Here is a 24,660-nt window from a genome sequence, read left to right as displayed (position 1 = left end):
TCCCTCCCCCGGCACGGCTCCCGCCGGACCGGACCTGTCACCACACCAGTCGATACACCACTCCTTCAGGAGCACCCGCGTGAATCTGTCTGCCGTGAACCAGTCGGGCGCGAACCAGCCCGGAGAGGACTCCCCCAGCCTGGCCCAGTCGTCGCCCACCGTTGGCACATTCCACGAACGCGACGGCGCGCTGGAGTGGACCGGCCGCCAGGAGATCGTACGCATCGAGCCCTGGGGCCCGGACGCGGTCCGTGTACGGGCCCGGCTCGGCGGCCCGGTCCTCGAGGGACTGCCCGGCGCGCTCCTCGATGACCCGCGGACCGCCCCCGCCTCGACGGTCAAGATCGAGGAAGGCCAGGGGCAGTTGACCGTAGGCGCGATCACCGTCCTGGTCAGTTCGGAGGGCCTGATCCGGTTCGTCCGCACCGACGACGGCACCGAACTGCTCACCGAGGAACGGGCCCACTTCTGGTGGCCGGGCCCGCGTCTGTACACGCCGACCGGCAACGGCCACCACCGCCTGGAGCAGCGCTTCTGTGCGTACGAGGGCGAGAAGCTCTACGGCCTCGGCCAGCACCAGCACGGGCGACTGGACCAGAAGGGCACCGTCCTGGACCTGGTGCAGCGCAACGCCGAGGTGACCATTCCGGTGCTCACCTCCAGCCGTGGTTACACGCTGCTGTGGAACAGCCCCGCGATCGGCCGCGTCGAGCTGGCGGACAACGGCACCCGTTGGGTCGCCGACTCCGCCCGCCAGATCGACTACTGGATCACAGCGGGCACCCCGGCCGACGCCCAGCGCCGCTACAGCGCCGTGACGGGCCGTACGCCCATGCTGCCCGAGTGGGCCGCCGGCTTCTGGCAGTGCAAGCTGCGCTATCGCACCCAGGACGAACTGCTGGCCGTGGCACGGGAGTACAGGCGGCGCGGCCTGCCGATCTCCGCGATCGTCTGCGACTTCTTCCACTGGACGCATCTGGGCGAGTGGAAGTTCGACCCGATGGAGTGGCCGGACCCGGCGGCGATGGTCCGCGAGCTGGACGAGCTCGGCATCAAGCTCGTCGTCTCCGTGTGGCCGTCGGTCTCCCCGCTGTCGGAGAACCACCCGGTCATGGAACAGCGCGGCTACTTCATCGGCACCCAGTACGGCCCGATGGCGCACGCCGACTGGCCGGACAAGGAGGTCGCGTCGACCGTTCAGGTGGCCTTCTACGACGCCACGAACCCGGACGCCCGTACGTTCGTGTGGTCGCGCGTTCGCGACAACTACCTCACCCCGTACGGCATCAAGGCCTTCTGGCTGGACGCCTGCGAGCCGGAGCTGAAGCCGGGCTTCCAGGAGAATCTGCGCTACTGGGCGGGCCCCGGCCTGGAGGTCGGCAACATCTACCCGGCCGAGAACGCCCGCACCTTCTACGAAGGCCTGCTGGCCGCCGGCGAGGAGGACATCATCACCCTCAACCGCTCGGCGTGGGCGGGCAGCCAGCGCTACGGCGCCGCTCTGTGGTCCGGTGACATCGGCACCGACTTCCCGACCCTGCGTCGACAGATCGCGGCCGGCCTCAACACAGCCCTCTCCGGCATCCCCTGGTGGAACACCGACATCGGCGGCTTCCACGGCGGCGACCCTGACGACCCGGCGTACCGCGAGGTGATGGTCCGCTGGTTCCAGTTCGGCGCGCTGTCCCCGCTGATGCGCCTGCACGGCTTCCGCGACCCGGGCATGCCGCTCGGCCCGGAGATGACGGGCGGTCCCAACGAGGTGTGGTCGTACGGCGAGGAGACCGGCGCGATCCTCGAGCAGTATTTGCGGCTGCGCGAGCGCCTGAAGCCGTATGTCCTGAACGTCATGCGGGAGGCCCACGAGGAGGGCCTGCCGGTGATGCGGCCACTGTTCCTGGAGTTCCCGCAGGACGAGCTTGCCTGGCGCTTCGAGCACGTGTACATGTTCGGGCCGGATCTGCTGGTCGCCCCGGTTCTGGAGTCCGGCGCGAGGACGTGGATGACGTATCTCCCGGCGGGTGCCCGGTGGACCGACGCGTGGACCGGTGAGACGTACGAGGGCGGCGAGGTCGTCACCGTCGACGCACCGCTGGACCGCATCCCGCTGTTCCTGCGGGACGGAGCCTCGCTGCCGATCGCCGAGTAGCGGCGGCGGCACGCCGGTCGGGGGACGACGACCTCGGCCGCCGGGGAGGTCCCGGTGGCCGAGGTCGTCCTGGATCAGCTCACGCGCCGGCCGGTAATGGCGACCGACGCGGTCCGGCTTCCGGCTCGTAGCACCAGATCGGGCTCGTGCGGGACGCGGTGGCCATGCTGTGGGTTCTGCGGGTCCGGGCCGGCCCCCGAGGTGCGGAACCGGCCCGGACGGCCGGTCAGCTGCTGCTGACCGTCAGGTTGTCGGTGCGGAAGTCCATACCGCCGGACGAGGAGGTGATCTCGTAGCCGAACTGCACGTCACCGATGGTCTCGTCGCCCATCCAGTGCTTGGTGTCCTTGATCCACCTCAGGACGGGGAGGATGTCGACGCTGCCGGAGCTGGAGTTGGACGTGCGCAGGAACGAGAAGACCTCGTTGGCGCCGTTGTTGCCCTTGTAGACGTTCCAGTTGTGTCCGCCGAGGGTGACGTTGGCCTGCCAGGTGCCCAGCGGGCCGACCGCCCCGGTGTAGTTCACCCAGAGCATGATCTCGTAGTCGTGGTCGGTGTCCCAGATGTCGTACGACGTGTTGTACGCGCCGGACCACGGGACGGTGACGTTGTAGTTGCTGGTGAGCGAGCGCAGCGAGGTGATCGACTTGTTGATCACCTTCTTGGAGTTGGGGTAGGACTTGATGCCGCCGGTGTTGGGGTGGTCGGCCCAGACGCCCCAGTTGGTGCCGGAGTTGGCCCAGATGAGCTGGCTGCCGGCGCCGGAGCCCCAGATGTTGTTGTAGAGCGTGTAGCCGCCCAGGTTGGTGTTGCCCCACTGGTCCCAGGAGTACCAGACGGCGGCGTGGGCGGGTGCGGAGGCGAGGCCGATGGTGGCGCCGAGCGCGAGGACCGGGGCCAGCAGGGCCTTGGTGACCTTGCCGAGCGTGCGTCTTGCCATGGTGTCCCTTCCATGGGTGGGGGGAATTGCGGGGATTACCGCGCCTCCAGAGAGAGGACGCGGTCTTCTCCGGCGACGAGGTCGAGCGGCCGGGTGCCGGAGAAAGTCCGGAGGTCGACGCGGAGGGTGCGGCTCGGTCTCAGCACGGCGGTGGCGCTGTCGGGCGTCCAGCTGAGGTCGAGCTCGGCCCCGAACCGGGTGCGCACCCCGCGGAGTTCGCCTGTGGGGAGGGCGGCCGGCAGCGCGGGGAGGAGGACGAGGCGGTCGGGCGTCGACTGGACGAGCATCTCGATCAGTACGGCGGGCAGGGCGTGGGCGGCGTCGGCGTTGTAGACGTCGCGCTTCGGGTAGTGCGCGCTCATCAAGGAGGCATGGAAGAAGTCGCCGTTCATGACATGCGTGACCGCCTGCGCGACCCGCTCGCCGTCCCGGAGCCGGGCCGCGATCAGGGCGCGGTGGAGGTGGCCGTGCGCGGAGTCGTTCTCGGCGCCGCGCAGTGCGAGGGCCCGGTGGGCCGCCTCGGCCAGGTCGGGGGTGTCGTACGGGTTGATCTCGTCGAGCGGCCAGACGCCGTAGAGGTGGCTGAGGTGGCGATGGTCGTAGCTGTCCTGCAGGCCCGGCCAGGCCCATTCGGCGAGGGCGCCGTCGGCGTTGACGCGGTGCGGTGGGAGGCGGTCGGCCAGGGCGCGCCAGCGGTCGGCGTGCTCCGGGTGGTGGTCGGCGGCCGTGCGCAGGGCGTGCCGGGCCGCCGAGAGGTCCATGGCCGCGTTGATCGCGCCCCAGCTCGCGTTCGCGGGCCGGTTCTCCGGCGAGTAGGAGGGGACGACGACCAGGTGGCCGTCGGCGTCGCTCCGGGTGAGGAAGTCCTCGTAGAACAAGGCGACTTCGGCGAGCACGGCGGCGGTGCGGGGGTCGCGCTCACCGCGCGTCTCGTCGTGGTCGACGAGGGGTTTGAGCAGCCAGTCGGCGCCGGCGGTCCACAGATGCAGGGGGTATTCGCGGGAGAAGTGGTACGTGTACCCGGACTCGCCGTCGGTGTGGGTGGGCGCGGCGATGCCACGGGCGCCGAAGATCGCGCGGGCGTTGTCCCGCCAGTGCGGAAGCTGCCGGTGGATCAGGGCGGCGTGGGCCTCGGTTACCTCGGGGAGCGCAGCGGCAGCGGCGGACGCCGTCTGGAGGTTGAGGTTGGCGTTCGTGGTGAACGCGCCGGACCAGGCGGTGTTCCAGTCGCCGGTCCACAGGCCTGTCAGGCGGGGCGGGAGCAGACCGGAGGCGGACAGGAGGTGGTAGCGGCCGGCGGCGAAAAGGCGTTCGAGGAGGGCCGGGCTCTGGGGGCGTCGGAGCAGCTCGGAGCCGGGGAGGGCGCGATCGGCCGGGTCGGCGGCGAGGTCGAGGGTGACGCGCTGGTAAGCGGTGCGGTGCAGGGGCAGGTGGCGGTCGAGGAGGTCGTCGGACACCGCGAGCAGATCGCGCAGGGCGCGGCCCTCCGAGACGACGTCCAGCTCACCGGTGTGCCGGCGCACCCGGGTCAGCAGCAGGACGGCTTGGGCGCCCTCGACGTGCACGCCGGGGGGCTCGAGCGTCGTCCTGCCGCCCGTGACGGCGACCAGGGTGACGCCGGTGTAGGCGCGGTCGCTGTCCGGGTAGCGGGCGCGCAGGCTGAGCAGTGCGCCCTCGGGGACGAGGACGGTTCCATGGCCGACGCCCAGCGCGGCGGGGGCGCCGGGGAGCCGGTGATCCAGGGAGACGTCGAGGGTGAGGGCCGGGGCGGTGACGTGCTGCACGATCACGTCGTCGGCGCGGGAGACGAAGACGCGGCTGCTGAAGCCGCCGCGGGCCGCCCGCACGACGCCGGTGGCGAAGTCGACGTCGCGCCGGTAGCCGTGTCCGTCGCCGGACGGCCGCCGCAGCCGCACCTGGAAGGCGGGGTGGAACGGCTGCACCCATTGGAGCGGGCGGCCGTCGGTGAAGCCCTCGGCGGCGGTCGGGTCGCCGCCGAGCAACCGGGCCTGGAGGACGGGGAGTTCGGCGGCGAGCTGCGGTGGCCGGGCGTGTTCGCCGCCGTTGGGCCGGACGAGGGTGTGGTGGGTGACGATGACACGGTCGTCGTTCGGATCCCCGAACACAAGGGCGCCATGGTGGCCGTTGCCGGTCAGGAAAGCGTCCTCCCAGCGGGCGGCGGGGGCGGGCTCCCAGGTTCCGTGGACCGGCCCGGTCATGGTGCGGCCTCCAGTACGGCGACTCCGTAACGGCCCAGCTGCACACCGTCGGTGACGTCCGCGCCCGTCAGCAAGTCGCGGTGGCGGCCGGGTACCGGGACGGTGACGGCGTCGCGCCCATGGTTGAGCAGGAACAGCAGCCCTCCCCGGCGTACGGCCTCCACGCGCGCCGGGAGTCCGGTGAGGGTCGGCCCTGCGCCCGCGTCGGCGGCGATGCCGGCGAGCAGCGTGCGCAGGGCGTGCGGCTCGGGGAGGGTGGAGACGTACCAGGCGCGGCCGTTGCGCAGGACGGCGGGGAGACCGTCGAGTTCGCCGCCCTTGTAGGGCGTCGTCTCCGTGATGCCGTCCGCGGCCTCGATCTCCTCGGACCACAGGGTGCCGCGGAAGCCCTCGATGTCGACCGTCTCGCCCGCGTCCAGCGGCCACCACTCGTGCAGGACACGGATCCCGAACAGCTCACGCAGCCGGGCGTCCATGCCGCCGGGGCGTACGCGGTCGTCCTCGTCGGCGGTGCCGGTCTGGAAGCCGGCGACGAGGGTTCCGCCGTTCTCGACGTAGGAGGTCAGGTTGTCGATCGCCGCGTCCGTCATCACGTACAGCTGCGGGACGACGACCAGCTTGTACGCCGACAGGTCGTGCTCGGGGTGCGCGAAGTCGGCGGTGGTGTGCGCCTCCCACAGGGCGCGGTGCCAGACGCGGACGATCTGCGGGTAGTCGACTTCGCAGGAGAGCCGCCCGTCCTGCCCGCTCGCCCACCAGGCGTTCCAGTCGAGGAGTACGGCGACTTCGGGGGCGTCCACCTTCGTGCCCGGCACCTTCTCGCCCAACAGGGCGAGTTCGGCGCCGATTCGCTTGACCTCCTGGAAGGTACGGCCGTGCTCCCCCGCATGACTGACCATGCCGGAGTGGAACTTCTCCGAGCCCTGCCGGGACTGCCGCCACTGGAAGTAGCAGATGGCGTCGGCGCCGCGCGCCACTGCCTGCAGGGACCAGAGCCGGTTGAGGCCGGCGGGCCTGGGACGGTTGACCCCGCGCCAGTTGACCGACCCGGCCGCCTGCTCCATGAGCATCCAGGGGCCGCCGCGGGCCTGCGAGCGGGTCATGTCGTGGAGCAACGCCCCGTGCTGACCGCCGAAGGGGTCGTGCGGGTCCGGGTAGCTGTCGACCGAGACCACGTCCTCCTGCTCGGCCCAGGTCCAGGCGTCCTGGCCCTGCCAGAACGGCATGAAGTTGGTCGTCACCGGGATGTGCGGGGTGTGCCGGGCGACGATGTCGCGTTCGGCGAGGTAGCACTCCAGGAGCATGTCGGAGGTGAACCGCTTGAAGTCCAGGACCTGAGTGGGGTTCTTCATGTAGTGCGCGCGGCGCGGCGGCAGGATTTCGTGCCAGTCGCCATAGCCCTGGCCCCAGAAGGCGGTTCCCCAGGCCTCGTTGAGGGCGTCGAGCGCGCCGTACTTGTCCTGGAGCCAGCGGCGGAAGGCGGCCGCGGACTCGTCGCCCCAGTCGTAGGTGCAGTACTCGTTGTTGATGTGCCACATGGTGAGGGCGGGGTGGCCGGCGTAGCGGGCGGCGAGGTCCTCGGAGATGGCGGCGGCGTAGCGCCGGTAGGTTGCGCTGGAGTGCGAGAAGTGCTGACGGGAGCCCCACCACTCGGTGCGGCCGTCCTCGTCCCGCGGGAGGGTCTCGGGGTGGAGACGACCCATCCATGGGGGCGGCGAGGCGGTGGGGGTGGCGAGGACGACGCCGATGCCGCCCGCGTGCATCAGGTCCATGAGCCGGTCGAGCCAGCCGAATTCCCGTGCCCCGGGACGGGGTTCGAGTTTCGCCCAGGCGAACACGCCGAGGGTGACGGAGTTGACGCCGGCGTCCTGCATGAGGCGGACGTCCTCGTGCCAGGTCTCCTCGGGCCACTGCTCGGGGTTGTAGTCGCCGCCGAAGAGGAGACGGCCGCGGGCGGCGTCTGCGAGGGAGGGCTTGTCGGTCGCGGCCATCAGATGAGCTCCCCGTACTGGATCCCGCGCCCGTTGGTGGCCAGGTACACCCGCCCGTACACGCGCGGGTCGCCGATGATGACCTCGCCGGTCCAGCCCCACTGGTGGGCGTCGTCGTTGATCCGCACCCAGGTCCTGGCCTCGTCGTCGGAGCGATACACGGCGGTGATGTTCTCGGTGGCACCGACCTGGTAGATCGCCGGGTAGTCGGCGCCGTCCGCGGCCTTGCCGAAGCCGAGGGTGTACGAGGCCCAGCAGCTGTCGACCTTCGAGAAGCTCGCGCCGCCGTCGGTGGAGCGGTGGAGCCCGTTCCACTTCGTGCTCAGCCACAGGTCACCGGACCGCCCCGGCGCCGCGACCAGCTTGAACTGGCTGTCGCCGGAGGGTAGTCCGGCCGCACGGGCGGCGAAGGAAAGGCCACTGTCACTGCTGGCGTACAGCGTTCCCGTGTCGGAGTCGTACGCGTAGAAGAGCGTCGGGTCGGCCGGGTCGGCGACCGGAGTGGCGCCCTTCGGGAAGGAGGAGACCTCGGACCAGGTCGCGCCGTTGTCGGCGGAGCGATGCGCCGCGTACTTCGTGCCGTCCCAGTGCACGAAGGACCACAGCAGCACGCTGCCGTCGGCGTTGGTGGCCACCGGCCCCGGTGCGCTCTTGGCGATGTCGGGCTGGGCCATGAAGGGCGCCCAGGTCTGCCCGCCGTCGTTCGAGTAGGCACCGTTGCCGTGATCGCCCCAGCCGGTGCGCACGACGTACGCCGGCCTGCCCGCGGCCTGCGCGAGTCCCGTCGCCGACGCGAACACGGGGTTCGTCGCCATGCCGCGCGACGGAGACGCCGTGAGCCGCTCGTGGTACATCACGCCGATGTCCCCGTTTGCGCTGATCAGATGCGCCTCTCCGACCGGGGGCGAGAGCAGCTGACGCACGGACGTCTCCTCCAGGCCGCGGATCTGCGGGGCCCAGTGGGTGAGGTCGCGGGTGCCGTAGAGGGTGGCGCCGGTGCCGTAGACGATGTGGCAGGAGTCGTACGGGTCGAGGGCGACCGCCTGGATCCACCAGCCGAACTTCGGCTGGTCACCACCCCACTTGAGGAAGGGAGTCTCGGACACGTCGAGGACAGCGGTGTCCTTGAGGGACGCCCAGCTGCGCCCACCGTCCGTCGACCGGTAGAGCGTGTCGATGGCGGCCCAGCGGTTGTTGGTGGAGACGACGACGGTACCGGGCCTACGGGCGTCGACGGCGACCCCGCCGTAGCCGAAGTTGTCGGTGGAACCGTCGGGGGCGGTCCCGCCCGGCTTCACGGGCGTGACGTCGGTCCACTTGCCGGTGCTGGTGGCCAACTTGTGCACGCTGCCGTCGGACTGGCCGTTGGGCCCGGGTGCATTGGCGTACGTCACATACAGCGCCCCGGTGTCACGGTCGTAGGCGGCGCGGATCGGGACCTTGGCGGAGGTGCCGGTGGGTTGACCGGGGACGGGACGCCAGGTTTTGCCGTCGGTGGTGCGGTAGAGGTTGACGGAGCCTGTGGTGCCGTCGGCGTCACCCCAGCCGGCGTAGACCGCCCGCCCGGCGGCGACGAGGAGGGTGACGCCCTGTCCGGAGGGGCTGGCGTTCGCGGGGAATCCGGTGGCGGGCGCCCAGGAGGCGCCCCGGTCGGTGGACTTGAGCAGTCCGTCGTGCCGGGTGCCGAGCCACAGCGTGTCACTGTCCCGCGGATCGACGAGCAGCCGCTCGCCGGTCCCCCGGCCGTCCTCGTTGGCGCCGAGCTTCACGGTGAGGTCGGTGCGGGTCCAGGTGGCGCCGCGGTCCTCGGAACGGAGGACGGCTCCGTTGCCGGCCCAGGGCTGGGAGTAGGTGCCGAGGGCGAGGTAGAGGCGGTCGGGGTACGCGGGGTCGACGGCCACCGCCTCCGCCCCGAGGAGGTTCCAGTCGTCCCAGCCGAGGTGATCGGTGAGCGGGGTCCAGCGCGCGGCGCCGTCGTCCCACCGGTAGGCACCCCCGATGTCCGTGCGCGCATAGGCGAGGCCGCGCACGGAGGGGTGGAAGAGGACGCCGGTGACGAAGCCGGTGCCGCCGATGACGGCGTTGCGCCAGCGGTAGGCGGGCGCGGACGTGGCCGTGGGCTCCGCGGCTGCCGCGCGCCCCGGGAGGGAAGGGACGGCGGTGAGCGCGGCGGCGGCCGCGGTCCCGGCGAGAACGGCACGTCTGCTCAGGCTGGACGCATACATGACAGATACCTCGTTCTACAAGTGAGGAGTTCTACGAGAGAGGGGAGTGGAGAGGCTCAAGGAGCGCAGGGCTGTATCGATATGCGGCTCCGCCGCGTGGGCGCGATCAGCCACAGACAACCCGACAGCCGCCGGACGGTCGAAGCACCCTGCCCAGTAGGCGAACGGTCAGCCCTTCACCGCGCCGGTGAGCATGCCCTTCTTGAAGTGCCGCTGGACGACGGGGGATGCGATCGCGACGGGGATCAGGGCAAGGACCACGACCGCCATCTGCAGCCCCAGGGCGGAGAGTTGACCGGTGCGGACCGCCTGCTGGAGGCCGGTCGGCGCCTCGGTGTTCTTCTGGACCAGTTGGATGAGCACGTTCTGCAGCGGCATCATCTGCTGGTCGGTCAGGTAGATCGAGGCGTTGAACCAGGCGCTCCAGTACCCGACCGCGTAGAACAGGGAGATGACGGCCAGCACCGCCCGCGACAGCGGCATGATGATGGTCAGCAGGATGCGCAGGTCGCCGGCCCCGTCGATGCGGGCGGACTCGGTGAGTTCGGGGGAGATCCCCATGAAGAAGGCCCGCAGGACGAGGATGTTGAAGACGCTGACCGCGCTGGGCAGGATCAGGGACAGATAGGTGTCGGTGAGGCCCAGCGACTGCACCAGAAGGTACGTCGGGATGAGGCCGGCCCCGAAGAACATGGTCGCCATGATGGTCATCAGCAGGAACCGGTGGCCCAGACTGCCCGGCCGGGACAGGCCGTAGGCCGCGAGCACCGACACCGTCATCGAGAACAGTGTGCCGAAGAGCGTGACGCCGACCGAGACCGTGATCGCCCGGCTGACCTGGCCGCCGCTGAGCAGCTCCGTGTAGTTGACGAAGGTGATGCCCTGGGGGATCACGACGAGGCCGCCGACCCGGTCGATCACGGATTTGGGAGAGAGGCTGGTGACGATCACGATCCACAGCGGACCGAGCACCCCCAGGCAGCAGAGCGCGAGGAGGCCGCCTTTCGCGGTGAGTCCGGTCTTGCTGGGCTGCTCCTCCCACACAGGGCGGGCGGGAGCCCTGAGGCTGCGGATGAGCTGCGTGTTGAGGCTCACTTCTGGTACACCCCCTGCTCGCCGAGCAGGTGCGCGAACTTGTTCGCGCCCACGACGAGGCACACTCCGATGACTCCCTTGACGAGGCCGACCGCGGCCGCGTAGCTGAAGTCGCCGTTCTGGATACCCATGTTCCACACGTACGTGTCGAGGACCTCGCTGGCCCCCACGCCGACCGCGTCCCGCTGGAGCAGGAACTGCTCGAATCCGACGCTCAGCGCGTCGCCCACCCGCAGGACCAGCAGCAGCGCGATCACCGGACGTAGCGCGGGCAGCGTCACGTGCCACATGCGCCGCCAGCGCCCCGCACCGTCCATGGCGGCGGCCTCGTACAGATCGGTGCTCACCGCGGCCAGCGCGGCGAGGAAGACGATGATCCCCCAGCCGGCGTCCTTCCAAACGGCCTGCGCGGTGACCAGGTACTTGAAGAGGCTCGCGTCGGTCATCAGGTCGAAGCCGCTCCACCCATGGTCCTCGAGGCTCTGCGCGATGATGCCCGCGCCGCCGAAGACCTGCTGGAACACGGTGACCACGAGGACCCACGAGAAGAAGTGCGGCAGATACATGATCGCCTGCGCCACGGCCCGGACCCGGGGCCGGATCACGCTGTTGATGAGCAGCGCGAGGGCGATGGGGATCGGGAAGAACAGCACCAGTTGGAGCACGAACAGCACGATGGTGTTCTTCGCCGCGCTCCAGAACAGCGGGTCGTCGACCATCCGCGAGAACTGCTCCACCCCGACCCAGGGACTGTGGAAGATCGCCGTGACACCGTTGCTGGAGACGTACGGGTCGTAGTCCTGGAAGGCGACGACGTTGCCGAGCAGCGGGACGTAGTTGAAGAGCAGGAGCAGGGCGATGACGGGCAACGTCATCAGGATGAGCGTGCGGTCGCGGCGCAGCCGGATCCGGTAGGGAACCTTGCCCGCCTTGCTCGCCCTGCGCGGCACCCGCTCCTTCGCCGCGGCTGTGGCGACCGCGGCCATCGGTTCCTCGACGGCCGCGGGGGGACGACTCCCATCGGCCCTGCTCTCGGCCATGAGAGACATCAGTTGCCGCTGCCGTTCTTGTCGAGAAGCTGCTTGTACCAGTCACGCAGCTTGTCGCCGCCGGAGGACTTCCAGGTGGAGATGGCTGCCTGCACGTCGGACAGCTTCTTGTTGCCGCGCACGTAGTCGATCTCCAGCTGCTCGAACTGACTGGAGAGGTTCGCGTAGCGAGTCGGCTCGACGATGTTCATGCCGTACGTGGACGTCTTCTTCACGAAGGCACCCATCCGCTGCTGCCACTCGACCTGCTTGCGGGCGATGTCGGGGAAGTCGGGGTGGGCGTAGTAGGCGGCCGGTGCGGCCAGCATCACCCAGGCGTTGATCACCTCGGTGTTGCCCTGGTCGGTCTTGACCGGGACACCGTCCTTGACCGTGTAGTGGGTGCCCTCGACGCCGTAGTCGACGAGCATCCGCTCCTTGGTGCCGTAGGGCGCCGCCGAGAAGTTGGCGGCGGCCAGCGCGTTCTCCACGGTCGTCTTCGAGGCGCCCTTGCGGATCATCGACCAGATGGTGGCGGGCTGGGAGGCGTACGGGGTCGGGTCGCCGCCGTCGGCGCCGAAGATGTCCATACCGTCGATCTCGAAGTCCGGGTTGGACTGGGCCTGTTCGGCGGTCTTGCCGTACCAGTGGGAGACGTCGTTGTTGAAGACCAGGATTTGCCCGGCGGTGAACCGCTGGCCCGCGTCGCCCGAGCGCGCCTTGTCGTCGGGATGGACCACGCCCGCGTCGAACAGCTTGCGGGTCCACTCCAGGGCCTCGAGGTACTCGGGCTGCTCGATGCGGTACGTCAGCTTGCCGTCGGCCCCGATGTTCCAGCCGAGCGTCCCGGAAGGGCGGACGCCGAAGATGCTGGCGGAGACCCAGGACATGTCGCCGCAGGCATACACCTTGGCCTTGGCGCTGGTGGCCTCCTTGGCCCAGCTGAGGAACTCGTCCGCTGACTTGGGTACGGAGTAGCCCTTCTTGTCGAAGATGTCCTTGCGGTAGTAGGGCACGATGAAGTTCGCGGTGGCGGAGGGCATCGGTATGCCGCGCAGCGCGCCGCCGAAGATGCCCATGCGCCAGGCGTCGGAGGGGATCGCGGCCAGGTTCGGGTACTTCTTGACCTTGTCGCCCGCCAGGTAGGGGCCCAGGTCCATGAACTTCGCAGTGACCGCATTCGAGATCTTGCCGACCAGTTCCCAGTTGGGCACGACCACCATGTCGGGTATGGAGCTGGAGGCGAGGACAGCGCCGAGCTTCTGGCCGTAGGTGTTGCCGTCCTGGTTCTGCCAGGTGATCTTGGTGCCCGCCGCGGCGTCGAGTGCCGTGTAGTAGGCGCATCCGGGCTTCGGCGGGGCGCCCCAGAACGGGGACATGACCTTGAGGGCGGCGCCGGTGCCGAGCTTGTCCGGGACCGAGGTGGAGAGGGCCGAGAGGTCGACCTTGCCGGTGTATCCGGCCGCCGAACCGTTCTTCGACGGAAGGTCCGGCTCGGCGACCGTGCTGGCGACGTACGTCGGAAGCAGCTTGTCCGCGGCCTTGCCCGACGTGGTGCCCTCACGCGAGCCGCTGTCCGAATCGCTGCAGGCGGCGAGCAGCGGCATCCCACCGGCCACCGCTGCAGCGGCGACCGCCGTGGAGGCGAGGAAGCTTCTCCGGCTCGGGGCGGAGGAGGCGGAAGCGGCGTTCGGCGTCATTGCGTCAACCCTTCGTGGCGCACCAGAACACCCGGCGGTGGGGCCGTCGGCTGCGGTGTCTTGAGTGGAACTGGCTGAGCCGAAGCGGTTCCCTTCGGTCCTCGGGGGACTGCGCCGGGACAACAGCGCTGCCGGCGGCAGGTCCCCTAGTCGAAGCGCTTCGATGTTGCTGCGAGGTTAAGTGAACCAAGGGAGGCACACAAGAGTCGGTTTCCATATTCCTCATCCCCTCCGGGATCCGCGCCCGTCGCCCACAAGTCCTTTTGTCTGCCGAGTTGTTGCCGTGACATGTCTTGACACTCACCACTCCACGACCAGAGCATCGAAGCGCTTCAACACCCGCCCTGGCCCGGCCGCCCGAACCCCGGCTCCCCCACCACCGTCAACGCCGCTCACCGCGCTCCACCGCAAGGGGATTCCCACGTGACCGCACATCCGCCACCCTTCCGCGATCCGCATCTGCCGTTCGACGAGCGCGTGGACGATCTGCTGGCTCGGCTCACACTCGACGAGCGGATCGCGATGCTGCACCAGTTCGCCCCCGCCGTGGAGCGGCTGGACGTCGCCGCGTTCCGCGCCGGGCAGGAGGCGTTGCACGGCGTGGCCTGGATGGGTCCGGCGACCGTGTTCCCGCAGGCGGTGGGGTTGGGCGCGACCTGGAACGACAACCTCGTACGCAGGGTCGGCGAGGCGGTGTCCACCGAGGCGCGCGCCATGCGCGCCCGTGATGACCGGGTCGGCCTCAACGTCTGGTCCCCCACGGTGAACCTGCTGCGCCATCCCCTGTGGGGCCGGGGCGAGGAGGGCTACTCCGAAGACCCGAAGCTGACTTCGGCCATCGCGACCGCCTACACCCGCGGCCTGCGCGGCGATCACCCCACGTACTGGCGCACCGCACCCGTACTCAAGCACTGGCTCGCCCACAACAACGAGACGGACCGCGACACTTCGTCCTCCTCGGTCCGCCCGCGCGTGCTGCACGAGTACGACCTGCGCGCCTTCCGCGAGACGGTCGAGGCAGGCGCGGTCGCCGGGGTGATGCCCGCGTACAACCTGGTCAACGGCCGCCCCAACCACGTGTCGCCGTACCTGCGCGAGCATCTGCGCGCCTGGACGGAACGCGAACTGCTGGTCTGTTCGGACGCGGGCGCGCCGTCCAGCCTGGTCGACTCCGAGCACTACTTCGACACGCACGAAGAGGCGACCGCGGCGGCGCTGGCGGCCGGAGTGGACAGCTTCACCGACCACGGCACGGACAGTTCGACAATCGTGGCGCGGGTGCGTGGCGCGCTGGAGCGCGGACTGCTGTCCGCGGCCGACATCGACACAGCGGTACGCCGCCAGCTGTCGGTCCGTTTCTCGCTCGGCGAGTTCGACCCGGGGCTCGACCCGTACGCCGGCACCAAGGACTTCGACACCCCGGCCCACCGCGCCCTCGCCCAGGAGGCCGCCGAGCAGGCAGTCGTCCTGCTCAAGAACGACGGCCTGCTGCCCCTGCCCGCCGGCACCCGGGTCGCCGTGGTCGGCCTGCTCGCCGACGAGTGCAAGCTCGACTGGTACAGCGGCACGCTGCTGCACCGCTCGACCCCTCTGCAGGGCCTGTGCGAGCGGTTCGGCGCCGACCGCGTGACCTTCGCGGAAGGCGTGGACCGCGTACGCCTGAGGACCTCGTCCGGTACGTACCTGGCGGTCCCCGAGGCCGCAGGGACGGCCGACGAGGTGCGCGGCGCGGAGGGCGCCCTGGACCCGGCGCTGCTCGCGGGTCGCACGGACCTGCCGCCGCTGACCGCCGACGGCACCGGGACCGAACTCGCGCTGATCGACTGGGGCGACGGCGTGCTCACGCTGCGCGCCGCCGGCGGCCGCTATCTCTCGGTCGCCGAGGACGGTTTCGTCCGCGCCTCCGCCGACCAGCCCGGCGGCTGGGTCGTCCAGGAGACGTTCCGCCTCGAAGCGCACGAGACCCACGAGAGCGGCCACCTCCTCAAGCACATCGGCACGGGCCGGTACGTCTCTGTCGCCGCCGACGGCGTGAAGGTCGCCGCGGAAGACCCCGCGGACGCGGAAGTCTTCGCCGTGATGGTCACCGAGCGCGGCGAGGAAGCGGTGAGCCGCGCGGCGGACGCGGCGGACGTGGTGATCGTGGTCGCGGGCAACGACCCGCACATCAACGGCCGCGAGACCGAGGACCGCACGACCCTGCGCCTCCCCACCCACCAGGAGCGCCTGCTCCGCGCCGCCCGCGCCGCGAACCCGCGCACGGCGCTCACCCTCGTCTCCGCCTACCCGTACGCCGTCGGTCACGAGGACCTCCCGGCCCTGCTGTGGACCGCGCACGGCGGCCAGGCGGCGGGCACGGCACTCGCCCGCGTGCTGGCCGGCGACGTCTCCCCGGCCGGCCGGCTGCCGCAGACCTGGTACGCCTCGGACGACGACCTGCCGGACCTCCTGGACTACGACGTGATCGGCGGCCGCCAGACGTATCTGTACTTCGAGGGCACCCCGCTCTTCCCCTTCGGCCACGGCCTGTCGTATACGTCCTTTGCGTACGAGAACCTTGCGGTTCGGCGCGACGGAGAACTGCTCCGCATCTCCTTCACCGTCACCAACACGGGTGACGTCCCCGCCGACGAGGTCGCCCAGCTCTACACCCGGGCCGTCGATCCCGCGATCCCCCGCCCGCGCCGCCAACTGGCCGCGTACCGCCGGGTCCACCTGACGCCCGGCGCCTCGGCGGAACTGGGCTTCGAACTCCCCGTCGCGGGACTCGGGTTCTGGGATGTCGCCCACGGCCGCTGGTGGGTCGAGCCGGGCCCGTACGAACTGCTGGCGGGGGCGTCCAGCGCGGACGTCCGGCTGCGCGAGACCCTCCGGATCGACGGCCCCGCGGCGGGCCCGCGCCCCGTCGTCGAGCGCGGGCTGGAGGCCGCCGACTACGACGACCACCTCGCCACCACCATCGTCGACCGCAGCAGGACGTCGGGCGACGCGGTGACACCGGCGGACGGCGAGGCGGGCGAACTGGTCTTCCGCCGCTGCGACTTCGGCGACGGCGTCACGGGCGTGTCCGTCGAGGCGGCCGGCGCGGGCACGGTCGAGCTCTCCCTGCCCGGGGGACCGGTCCTCGCCTCGCTCGACGTCACGGCGACCGGCGGCCCGTACGAGTACACCACCGTCCGCGCCGAGTTCGCGGCCACCGGCGTGCGGGACCTGCGGATCGGGCTGCGCGGCCCCTTGCGGCTCACGCACGTCGGCTTCTCCCGCTGAGGTTCCGGAAGGGGCCCGGCACCGGACGCACTCGCGGTGCGTCGGTGCCGGGTGCCCACCTGCTTGCCCCTTGCTGATCATGTGGATCACGGCACCTCACGTCGGGCCGATACGACCGGCCTTCCCTGGGGAGCCCGCTGCGGGCTCGTCATCGCCTTGCGGGATCTCCCAGGTGGCGCAGGGCTCGTGCGGCGGCGTGAGCGCCGCACATTCCGTGCGCGCCGGGACCGGGCGGGGTCGCCGCGGAGCACAGGTAGTGGCCCGGCAGGCCGGTGTCGTACGGATGGAGGGTGGGCCGGGGGCCGAACAGCAACTGGGGGATGTCCTTGGCTCCGGTCATGATGTTGCCGCCGACGTAGTTGGGGTTGTATGCGGCGAATCCGGGTGTGGTGCGCACGGCGGTGCCGACGATGCGGTCCCGGAATCCCGGGGCGAACCGCTCGATCTGGGCGGTGATCGCCTCCGTGGCGTCGCCGGAGTAGCCGGCCGGTACGTGGGCGTAGGTCCACACCGGATGCACGTCTCCGACCGAGCGCTGCGGATCGGCCAGATACTGCTGGCCGACCAGGACGAACGGCCGGGCCGGCATCCGTCCGGCGTGGATGTCCCGCTCGGTGGCGGCGATCTCGGCGTACGTGCCGCCGACGTGTACCGTGCCGGCCCGCCGCGCTGCTTCGGCGGTCCAGGGGACTCCGCCTTCGACCGCGAAGTCGGCCTTGAACGCTCCGGGTCCGTACCGGAACCTCCGGTAGGCGCGGGCGACACGGGGCGGCAGCCGGTCGCCCATGATGTCCGCCAGGGCGGTGGGGGCCACGTCCCAGACGGTCGCGTCCGCGGGTGGCAGGTCGGAAGCCGACCGGACCTGTACGCCGGTCTCGATCTTTCCTCCCAGGTCGGTCAACAGGGCGGCCATGGCGGCTGTGATACGGCCCGTTCCGCCGACGGCCACGGCCCAGCCGTGCCGGTGTCCCGCGGTGAGGATGCCGAGTCCGATGCTGGCGCTCAGCGGCCGGTGCAGGGGGTGGAAGGCATGTGCGGCCACACCGCCCCACAGCGCCCGCGCTTCCTCGGTGACGAACGTCTTCGCCAGCAGCGACGCGGGGGCGAGCGCGGGGACACCGAAGCGTGCCAGGCGAAGAGGGTGGCGCGGGATGCGCAGCAGCGGGCCGAGGATGTCGTCGCTCAAGGTGTCGTAGCCCTTTGACGGCCGCTCGAACAGCAGGCGCCAGCGTCGGCCGTCGGCGCCGAGACCGGTGGCGGTCTCGGTGACCGAGCGGTGCAGGACGCCCGCCGAGCCGCCGTCGAGCGGATGCACGCAGTCGATCTCCGGCCACGCCCAGGTCAGCCCGTAGCGCTCCAGACCGAGGCCGCGCAGGAACGACGACCCGACCGCCATCGGGTGGACGGCCGAGCAGTGGTCGTGCAGCAGTCCGGGAAGGATCGCCTCACCGGAGCGGGCGCCGCCGCCGATCTCATCGGCCCCTTCCAGCACCGTGACCTGCACACCCGCCCGGGCCAGGGCGATGGCGGCGGCGAGTCCGTTGGGACCGGCGCCGATCACCGTTGCCGTACTCATGTCGTCATGCTTTCCACCGTGCCTTGCGCCCCAACCTGCGAGGACGACTGGGCGCGGGTCCAGATCACGTCGAGCGGGATCGGGCCGTTCGGCAGCCACGGCTGCTCCCGGACCGCGTCGGCGACCTTCCACGTGCCCCGCTCGATCACGCCGAGCGCGGCGTCGATCACCTGGTAGCGCTGGACGGAGCTGTGGATGGCCTGCGACTCCACCCAGACGACGATCCACTCCCCCGGGGCGAACCCGACGCGGGACTGCACGGCGTTGATCAGGTCGAGGTTGTGCAGATGGCCGTCGCCGAAGTTGAACCCGATCAGCGAGTTGCACCCGAACTCGGCCTCGCGCACTGTGCGTTGCTCAAGATCGGGCAGGTTCTTCAGGAGCACGGAGAGCAGGCCGCGGCCCTGGCTGTGCATCGACCGCCAAGCGATCGTCTGCTGCATGGTGATCTCGGCGACCACCGGCGGGTAGCCCAACGCCTTGAGCTGGTCGACCTGGTTGCGGGTCGGACGGTGCCGCAGCGAGTTCAGCTTCTCCTCCGCACCCGGCGCGAAGGCCCACAGCGCGGAGGCCCAATTGCCCGCGTACTGCCGCATCGAGGGCAGGAACGACACCAGGTCCGGGCGCAGATTGCCCAGGACGGGGAAGAACGCCAGAGCGGCGGCGATCCCGGCAGCCAGCCAGGGCGAGGACATGTCGCCGACGCCGTAGCCGTCCCAGGCCGGGAAGCCGAGGAACAGGAAGACCGTCAGGTACGCGAACAGGATGTTCCACTCCAGCACCGCCAGCGGGAACGTCGACGTGATGAAGAGGTGGAAGACGACCATCAGCACCACGCCGGCGAGGGTGAGCCAGCGGTTCGTGGAGAACAGCAGTACCAGCGGGGTGATGATCTCGACGGTGGTGCCGCCGACGTGTGCCATGAAGCCCGCGACCTTCGACGGGCGAATGTCGTGGGGGAAGTCGCGGTAGTGCAGCCGCCTGAGCCACTTCGCCGGCACGCAGGGGCTGTTGGAGACCATCGGCGGCACCACGTTGGTGAAGTGCAGCCCGAACTTCGACACCCCGGCGCCGATCCACACGGCACAGATCAGCAGCTTGGCCGCGACGATCATGTCGATGAACGGCAGCACGGCGAAGAACACCAGCGCGGGCAGGTACTGCTCGCCCCGCGCGGCCAGGAAGAGTGTCTTGTCCCGCAGGCCGCACACGATGTACAGCACGATCGGTGCGATCATCAGCGCCGGGCGCACCAGCCCCGAGGTGTTGTCCGGCAGGACCTCGACGAGCGACGCGCTCTTCTCGCCGGGCAGCAAGATCGCCGTGAGCAGCGACGCCAGGAAGGCCAGGAAGAGCGCCACGTCGGCCGCCGTGCGGCGATCGCCGCCGGTGAAGGGCACGCGCTTCCACGGGCGCAGCCGGATGGTGCCCGGCCGGGCCCAGAACAGGATCCCGCCGGTCATCGGCCTGAACTTGCCGGCAATCGGGCCCCAGGACCCCGCCACCCCGACCGCCTCCAGAAAGACCGTCCAGAGCACCAGTTTCTGATAGGCGACCGGTTGGTCCCACCAGCGCTGGACCTCCCAGAACGGGCCGATGCCCGAGGTCCAGGTCACCAGGGCCGTCCCGGCGACGACGTAAAGGAGGAGCAGCTTGACCACGTACGTCGTCGGAATCACCTTCGGCGAACCGAAACCGTACTCCACCCAGTGCAGAGCCAGCTCTTTCACGCGTTCCATGAGCGGTTTCTCAAGGAACGTCTCCTGGTCGACCGGCGGGAAGTCACCCGTCGTGAAACCCATTGTTCTCGCCCCTTCGTACAACGGTTTTTGAGCGTGCGGCTCCGCGCCCGGAAATCTCCGGTGCGAGTGTTCGGGTGAATGCCGTGTACTGAGCGCGGATTCTCTACGCGCTCACGGCTGAGCTACGAAGGAGAAGTTTGTCGATCTTTCCCACCGAATTCTTCGGCAACGCCTCGGTGACGAGGACCGACACCGGTACCTTGATGCGGGCCAGTGAGCCGCGGCAGTGCTCGACGAGTTCCTCGGGGGCGGCCTTCGCGTCCGGAAGCAGTGCGACGTATGCGACCGGAACCTCACCGAGCACGGGGTCGGGCCTGCCGACCACCGCCGCTTCGAGCACCGCCGCGTGGGTGTGCAGGACGTTCTCGATCTCCTTGGGGTAGATGTTCTCCCCGCCGCGGATGATCATGTCCTTGATCCGGTCGACCAGGATGAGATAGCCGTCCGCGTCGAAGCGCCCGACGTCGCCGGTGTGCAGCCAGCCGTCGACGACGGTCCTGGCCGTCTCGTCGGGCAGCCCGAGGTAGCCGCGCATGACGTTCGGGCCCCGGACCACTACCTCGCCGACCGATCCGCCGTCGAGAAGATTGCCCTCGGCGTCCATCACGGCGACGGTCTGTCCGGGCAGCGGGAGCCCGACCGTCCCGGGCTTGCGCAAGCCGGCGGGCGGATTCAGCGTCGAGGCGCAGGTGCCCTCGGACAGACCGTAGCCCTCGACGACCGGCACGTGGAACCGGTTCTCGAACCGGGCGATCAGTTCGGCGGGCATCGGCGCGGCCCCGCAGATCGCCCGGCGCAGCGACGACGTGTCCGGACGCACCTCGTCGGGCAGCGACACCAGCATCGCGTAGATCGCCGGTACGGCCGAGAAGTACGTCGGCCCGACGGCGTCGACCGTGTCGAAGAACGTCGACGCGCTGAACCGGCCGGCGATCGTCGCCCGCGCGCCCGCCAGCAGCGGAGACAGCACGCTCACCACGATCCCGTTGACATGGAACAGCGGCAGGACCAGCAGGCTGTGGTCGGTCTCGTCCAGGCCGATGGCGTCGATGACCATCCGGCACATCGCGGCGATGTTCGCGTGGTCGAGCATCACGCCCTTCGGGCGGCCCGTGGTCCCGCTGGTGTAGATGATCAGGGCCAGCGATTCGGGGGCAAGTGCGACGGCGTCCGGCGCCAAGGCCTCGGACCCCCTCACCGAAGCACCCGCCACGGCGGCCGCGTCGAGTGTCCCGAAGCTCCCGGCCCCCGCCTCGGCGATCACCGCCTTCGCACCGGAGTCCTGGATCTGATGGCGGGCCTCGGCTTCGGTGAGCGCGGGATTCAGCGGCGTGACCGCGGCGCCCAGTCGCCAGGCCGCGAACATGATGACGACCAGTTCCAATCGATTCGGCAACGACACCGCGACCACATCTCCGGCGCGAATTCCGTGCGCGCCGAGCACGGCCGCCGCGGATCGGACCCGTCTCAGGAAAGCGTCGTTGTCCAGCTGCTCGCGATCATCCGCGATACAGGGTCCGGTGGGACTCCGGCCGGCCCGGACATCCGGAAGTTCAGCTATGTGCTGCACGATTTCCTCACCATTGAGTAGCAGCGTGACGGCGGTCATAGCTGCAAGGTAGGCACGGGGCACGTGTCCGGATACGGGCTTGCACTCCAGTACGGACCCCGACCTTTGTGCCGTCGGCACAAAGCAGGACGCGGACATCGAGATGCAGGCGTCGGCCGTACTGTCGGGACGCGACGTGTCGGGTACCTTCCCGCCATGAGTGTCAGTGTCGACGGGACCGTCCAGGAAGCCGCCAAGCGCATCCAGGGCGATCTGGAGCACCTCACCACCGAGATGACCTCGATGTTCGTCGACGTCATCCCCGAGTTCCGCCACGACGACGCCGTGCGGCGGCTGATGGTCGCCAGCACGTCGTCGAACCTCGCCGCGATCCTCGACATGCTGGCGCTGAACATCTCCGTCGACGACATCACCGTCCCGCCGGCCGCGGCCGAGTACGCCCGCCGCTTCGCCCAGCACGGCCTGTCACTGGAGGCGCTGCTGCGCGCCTATCGCCTCGGCGAGCACATGTTCGTGCAGCGGGCGATGACCGTCCTGCACCAGCTCGACCTGTCCACCGACGAAGCCCTGGCCGCGACAAGCCGAATCGTGCACCTGGCGAACACATACATCGACCAGGTTGTCGAGGGTCTCGTCGACATCTACGAGGACGAGCGCAGACGGTGGGACGCGCGGTCCGACGCCGCCCGCGCCGCCCAGGTCCGCGCCGTGCTCGACACCGACGGGCTCGACCTCGCCGCTGCCGAGGAGATGCTGTCGACGTCCCTGCGTGGATGGCATCTCGCCGCGATCATCTGGACGCAGCCCGGCTCGGCCGATCCGGACGCGGCTCAACTGCGCGCCGGCGCGGCGATGCTCGCCGCAGCCACCGGCAGAGCCCCCCTGACGATCTCCGCCGACGAACGGACGTACTGGGCCTGGATGTCCTCCACCGGCAGGCCGGCCCTCGACCTCGATCTGCTGGAGAACGAGCTCCACAAGCACCCGGCACTGCGCATCGCCCTCGGTGACATCTCCCCCGGCCTCGAAGGATTCCGCCAGACGTTCCGGGACGCGCAGCGTGCCCGCACGGTCGCTGTAGCGGGAGCCGCCCCCGGCTGCGCACTCGTCGTCCACTCCCGGGTCGCCCTCGCCGGACTCCTCGTCGATCACCTCACCGACGTCGAAGCCTGGGCCGGACGCGTCCTCGGCGACCTCATGCACGACGACGACGCGACGGCCCGACTGCGCGAGACCGTACAGGTGTTCCTGGACGCACGGGGCAGCTTCACCGACGCCGCCGCACGCATGCACGTCCACAAGAACACGGTCCACTACCGCGTGCGCAAGGCGGAGGAGATCCTCGGACACCCGCTCACCGAGAACCGGCTGGACATCGAGGTTGCCCTACTGGCCTGCGCGCAACTCGGACTCGTCGACGCCGCTCGTCGTCGCAGCGCGTCCTGACACGTTGCGACGGCCGTTCGGGCCAACGCAGGTCGTCGTGCGGCGCGAACGCCCGCACCCCGGCGCCCACCTCCGTCCAGCGGAGCGGACCTCTCACCGTCGGTGCAGGGCGCTCGGCGTCGGCGGCTCAGGCCAGCCGGATCACGTTCCAGGACATCGGCTCCAGGACGGCTTCGAGCACGCCGGCCCGCACCGAGGTTCCCTCGGCCGGGTGCGGCGTGACACGGTCCGGTTCGTCCAGGGTGTTGCGAGCCTCCGGGTCGGCATCGGACAGTGCGCAGTGTTCGACGATCTCCGTCACGTCCAGGCCGTGCAGGGCGACTTCGAGCGGCAGGGCCTCTGTCTGGCTGCGGTTGACGGCGAAGACGGTGACCGCGCCCGACTGCGGGTCGCGGACCGCCGTGGCGTGCAGCAGGGCGACCTCGCCGTACTTCGCCGTGTCGTACGTGGGCGATTCGACACGTACGTCGAGGACCTGGCCGCGACCGTACCGGGACGCCTGCGCGAACGGGAAGAACGTGGTCTGCCGCCAGGCCGCGCCGCCCGGCTCGGTCATGATCGGGGCGATGACGTTGACCAGCTGGGCGAGGCAGGCGACGGTCACCCGGTCGGCGTGCCGCAGCAGCGCGATGAGCAGCGAGCCGAACACGACGGCATCGGTGACGGAGTAGTTGTCCTCCAACAGACGTGGGGCCTCGGGCCACTGAAGGGGGCTCGCCTCTGACTCCTCCTGGAAGCGGCTCACGTACCAGACGTTCCACTCGTCGAAGGAGAGGTTGATCCTCTTCGGCGACTTGAGTCGCGCGCCCACGTGGTCGCAGGTGGCGATGACGTTCTCGATGTAGGCCTCCATGTCCACGGCCGAGGCCAGGAAGGAGTCACGGTCGCCTTCGGTCTCCTCGTAATAGGCATGCAGGGAGATGTAGTCGACGGCGTCGTAGGCCTCCTGAAGGACCGTCGCCTCCCAGGCGGCGAAGGTGGGCATCGACTGGTTGGAGCTGCCACAGGCGACGAGTTCGACCGACGGGTCGATCTGCCGCATCGCACGGGCGGTCTCGGCGGCCAGCCGTCCGTACTCGTGGGCGGTCTTGTGTCCGGTCTGCCACGGCCCGTCCATCTCGTTCCCCAGGCACCACAGCCGGATGCCGAACGGATCCTTGTCCCCATGGGCGACGCGGCGGTCGGCGAGTTCGGTACCGGCCGGGTGGTTGGCGTACTCCTGGAGCTCCAGCGCCTCGGCGACGCCGCGTGTGCCCAGGTTGACGGCCATCATGGGCTCGGCCTGGTCGCCGATCTTCTTCACGAAGCCGATGTACTCGCTGAGCCCGAAACGATTCGTCTCGGTGGAGCGCCAGGCGAGATCGAGTCGGCGCGGTCGCTGCTCGGCCGGACCGACGCCGTCCTCCCACTTGTACCCGGAGACGAAGTTGCCGCCGGGATAGCGGACGGCTGTGACGCCGAGTTCGCGAATCAGCTCCAGGACATCCGTCCGCAGCCCGGACTCGTCGGCGGCCGGATGCCCCGGCTCGAAGATGCCGGTGTAGACACAGCGGCCGAGGTGTTCGACGAAAGAGCCGAAGAGGCGGGGGTTGACGTCGCCGACGGTGAATGCCGGGTCAAGGGTGAAGCGCGCGGTGCGGGTCATGTCCCTC

14 protein-coding genes are annotated in these 24,660 nt (G+C 70.1%); 3 read left to right on the top strand and 11 right to left on the bottom strand.

What is annotated here, in order from left to right; all coding sequences use genetic code 11:
• Positions 1–79 precede the first annotated feature (79 nt).
• Complete coding sequence (locus ACWCXB_RS04770; RefSeq protein WP_450719023.1) at positions 80–2,149, top strand: glycoside hydrolase family 31 protein; 2,070 nt, start codon at positions 80–82, stop codon at positions 2,147–2,149.
• A 226-nt stretch (positions 2,150–2,375) separates the two neighbouring features.
• Here the strand turns inward: ACWCXB_RS04770 and ACWCXB_RS04765 are convergent, their stop codons facing one another.
• From ACWCXB_RS04765 to ACWCXB_RS04735, 7 genes are all read right to left on the bottom strand, one after another.
• Positions 2,376–3,089, bottom strand: coding sequence for a glycoside hydrolase family 12 protein (locus ACWCXB_RS04765; protein ID WP_450719021.1), 714 nt, complete (start codon positions 3,087–3,089; stop codon positions 2,376–2,378).
• Between the two features lie 35 nt (positions 3,090–3,124).
• On the bottom strand, positions 3,125–5,308 hold the full coding sequence (locus ACWCXB_RS04760; protein ID WP_450719019.1) for a glycosyl hydrolase family 95 catalytic domain-containing protein: 2,184 nt from the start codon (positions 5,306–5,308) through the stop codon (positions 3,125–3,127).
• Positions 5,305–7,299, bottom strand: coding sequence for a beta-galactosidase (locus ACWCXB_RS04755; protein ID WP_450719017.1), 1,995 nt, complete (start codon positions 7,297–7,299; stop codon positions 5,305–5,307). The genes ACWCXB_RS04760 and ACWCXB_RS04755 overlap by 4 nt, the downstream gene beginning before the upstream one ends.
• The gene (locus ACWCXB_RS04750; RefSeq protein ID WP_450719015.1) at positions 7,299–9,524 is read right to left on the bottom strand and encodes a 1,4-beta-glucanase; all 2,226 of its coding nucleotides are present in this window, start codon (positions 9,522–9,524) and stop codon (positions 7,299–7,301) included. Before ACWCXB_RS04750 ends, ACWCXB_RS04755 begins: the two co-directional genes overlap by 1 nt.
• A 168-nt stretch (positions 9,525–9,692) precedes the next feature.
• On the bottom strand, positions 9,693–10,619 hold the full coding sequence (locus tag ACWCXB_RS04745) for a carbohydrate ABC transporter permease (protein WP_450719013.1): 927 nt from the start codon (positions 10,617–10,619) through the stop codon (positions 9,693–9,695).
• Positions 10,616–11,668 carry an ABC transporter permease gene (locus tag ACWCXB_RS04740; protein ID WP_450719012.1) on the bottom strand — a complete coding sequence of 351 codons (1,053 nt, stop codon included), beginning with the start codon at positions 11,666–11,668 and terminating at the stop codon, positions 10,616–10,618. The genes ACWCXB_RS04745 and ACWCXB_RS04740 overlap by 4 nt, the downstream gene beginning before the upstream one ends.
• The gene (locus ACWCXB_RS04735) at positions 11,668–13,347 is read right to left on the bottom strand and encodes an extracellular solute-binding protein (protein WP_450719011.1); all 1,680 of its coding nucleotides are present in this window, start codon (positions 13,345–13,347) and stop codon (positions 11,668–11,670) included. Before ACWCXB_RS04735 ends, ACWCXB_RS04740 begins: the two co-directional genes overlap by 1 nt.
• A 423-nt stretch (positions 13,348–13,770) precedes the next feature.
• On the opposite strand from ACWCXB_RS04735, the gene ACWCXB_RS04730 reads away from it, so the two are divergent.
• Positions 13,771–16,614 (top strand): glycoside hydrolase family 3 C-terminal domain-containing protein, encoded by a 2,844-nt coding sequence (locus ACWCXB_RS04730; protein ID WP_450719009.1) that lies wholly within the window; start codon positions 13,771–13,773, stop codon positions 16,612–16,614.
• 148 nt (positions 16,615–16,762) lie between these two features.
• Here ACWCXB_RS04730 and ACWCXB_RS04725 read toward each other — a convergent pair whose 3' ends face one another.
• From ACWCXB_RS04725 to ACWCXB_RS04715, 3 genes are all read right to left on the bottom strand, one after another.
• Positions 16,763–18,190 carry a phytoene desaturase family protein gene (locus tag ACWCXB_RS04725; protein ID WP_450719007.1) on the bottom strand — a complete coding sequence of 476 codons (1,428 nt, stop codon included), beginning with the start codon at positions 18,188–18,190 and terminating at the stop codon, positions 16,763–16,765.
• Positions 18,187–19,992, bottom strand: a complete 1,806-nt coding sequence (locus ACWCXB_RS04720; protein ID WP_450719005.1) for a DUF3556 domain-containing protein — start codon at positions 19,990–19,992, stop codon at positions 18,187–18,189. Before ACWCXB_RS04720 ends, ACWCXB_RS04725 begins: the two co-directional genes overlap by 4 nt.
• Before the next feature lie 103 nt (positions 19,993–20,095).
• Positions 20,096–21,601 (bottom strand): class I adenylate-forming enzyme family protein, encoded by a 1,506-nt coding sequence (locus ACWCXB_RS04715; RefSeq protein WP_450719003.1) that lies wholly within the window; start codon positions 21,599–21,601, stop codon positions 20,096–20,098.
• 156 nt (positions 21,602–21,757) lie between these two features.
• Between ACWCXB_RS04715 and ACWCXB_RS04710 the strand changes: the two genes are divergently transcribed.
• Positions 21,758–23,008 (top strand): helix-turn-helix domain-containing protein, encoded by a 1,251-nt coding sequence (locus ACWCXB_RS04710; RefSeq protein ID WP_450719001.1) that lies wholly within the window; start codon positions 21,758–21,760, stop codon positions 23,006–23,008.
• Positions 23,009–23,135: 127 nt separating this feature from the next.
• Here ACWCXB_RS04710 and arfA read toward each other — a convergent pair whose 3' ends face one another.
• A complete protein-coding gene (gene arfA, locus ACWCXB_RS04705) occupies positions 23,136–24,653 on the bottom strand; it encodes an arabinosylfuranosidase ArfA (RefSeq protein WP_450718999.1) in 1,518 nt (505 codons plus the stop codon).
• Positions 24,654–24,660 lie beyond the last annotated feature (7 nt).

Source organism: Streptomyces sp. NPDC001514, assembly GCF_053597075.1.
Note: the sequence above shows the minus strand (reverse complement) of the source record. Positions and strands in the feature narration are given on the sequence as shown.

What these genes read in the sequence shown, in the direction of transcription:
- ACWCXB_RS04735 (WP_450719011.1), bottom strand. Translation starts at nt 13,347, where the DNA reads ATGACGCCGAACGCCGCTTCCGCCTCCTCCGCCCCGAGCCGGAGAAGC.
- ACWCXB_RS04715 (WP_450719003.1), bottom strand. Translation starts at nt 21,601, where the DNA reads ATGACCGCCGTCACGCTGCTACTCAATGGTGAGGAAATCGTGCAGCAC.
- ACWCXB_RS04740 (WP_450719012.1), bottom strand. Translation starts at nt 11,668, where the DNA reads ATGTCTCTCATGGCCGAGAGCAGGGCCGATGGGAGTCGTCCCCCCGCG.
- ACWCXB_RS04720 (WP_450719005.1), bottom strand. Translation starts at nt 19,992, where the DNA reads ATGGGTTTCACGACGGGTGACTTCCCGCCGGTCGACCAGGAGACGTTC.
- ACWCXB_RS04765 (WP_450719021.1), bottom strand. Translation starts at nt 3,089, where the DNA reads ATGGCAAGACGCACGCTCGGCAAGGTCACCAAGGCCCTGCTGGCCCCG.
- ACWCXB_RS04760 (WP_450719019.1), bottom strand. Translation starts at nt 5,308, where the DNA reads ATGACCGGGCCGGTCCACGGAACCTGGGAGCCCGCCCCCGCCGCCCGC.
- ACWCXB_RS04725 (WP_450719007.1), bottom strand. Translation starts at nt 18,190, where the DNA reads ATGAGTACGGCAACGGTGATCGGCGCCGGTCCCAACGGACTCGCCGCC.
- ACWCXB_RS04710 (WP_450719001.1), top strand. Translation starts at nt 21,758, where the DNA reads ATGAGTGTCAGTGTCGACGGGACCGTCCAGGAAGCCGCCAAGCGCATC.
- ACWCXB_RS04750 (WP_450719015.1), bottom strand. Translation starts at nt 9,524, where the DNA reads ATGTATGCGTCCAGCCTGAGCAGACGTGCCGTTCTCGCCGGGACCGCG.
- arfA (WP_450718999.1), bottom strand. Translation starts at nt 24,653, where the DNA reads ATGACCCGCACCGCGCGCTTCACCCTTGACCCGGCATTCACCGTCGGC.
- ACWCXB_RS04755 (WP_450719017.1), bottom strand. Translation starts at nt 7,299, where the DNA reads ATGGCCGCGACCGACAAGCCCTCCCTCGCAGACGCCGCCCGCGGCCGT.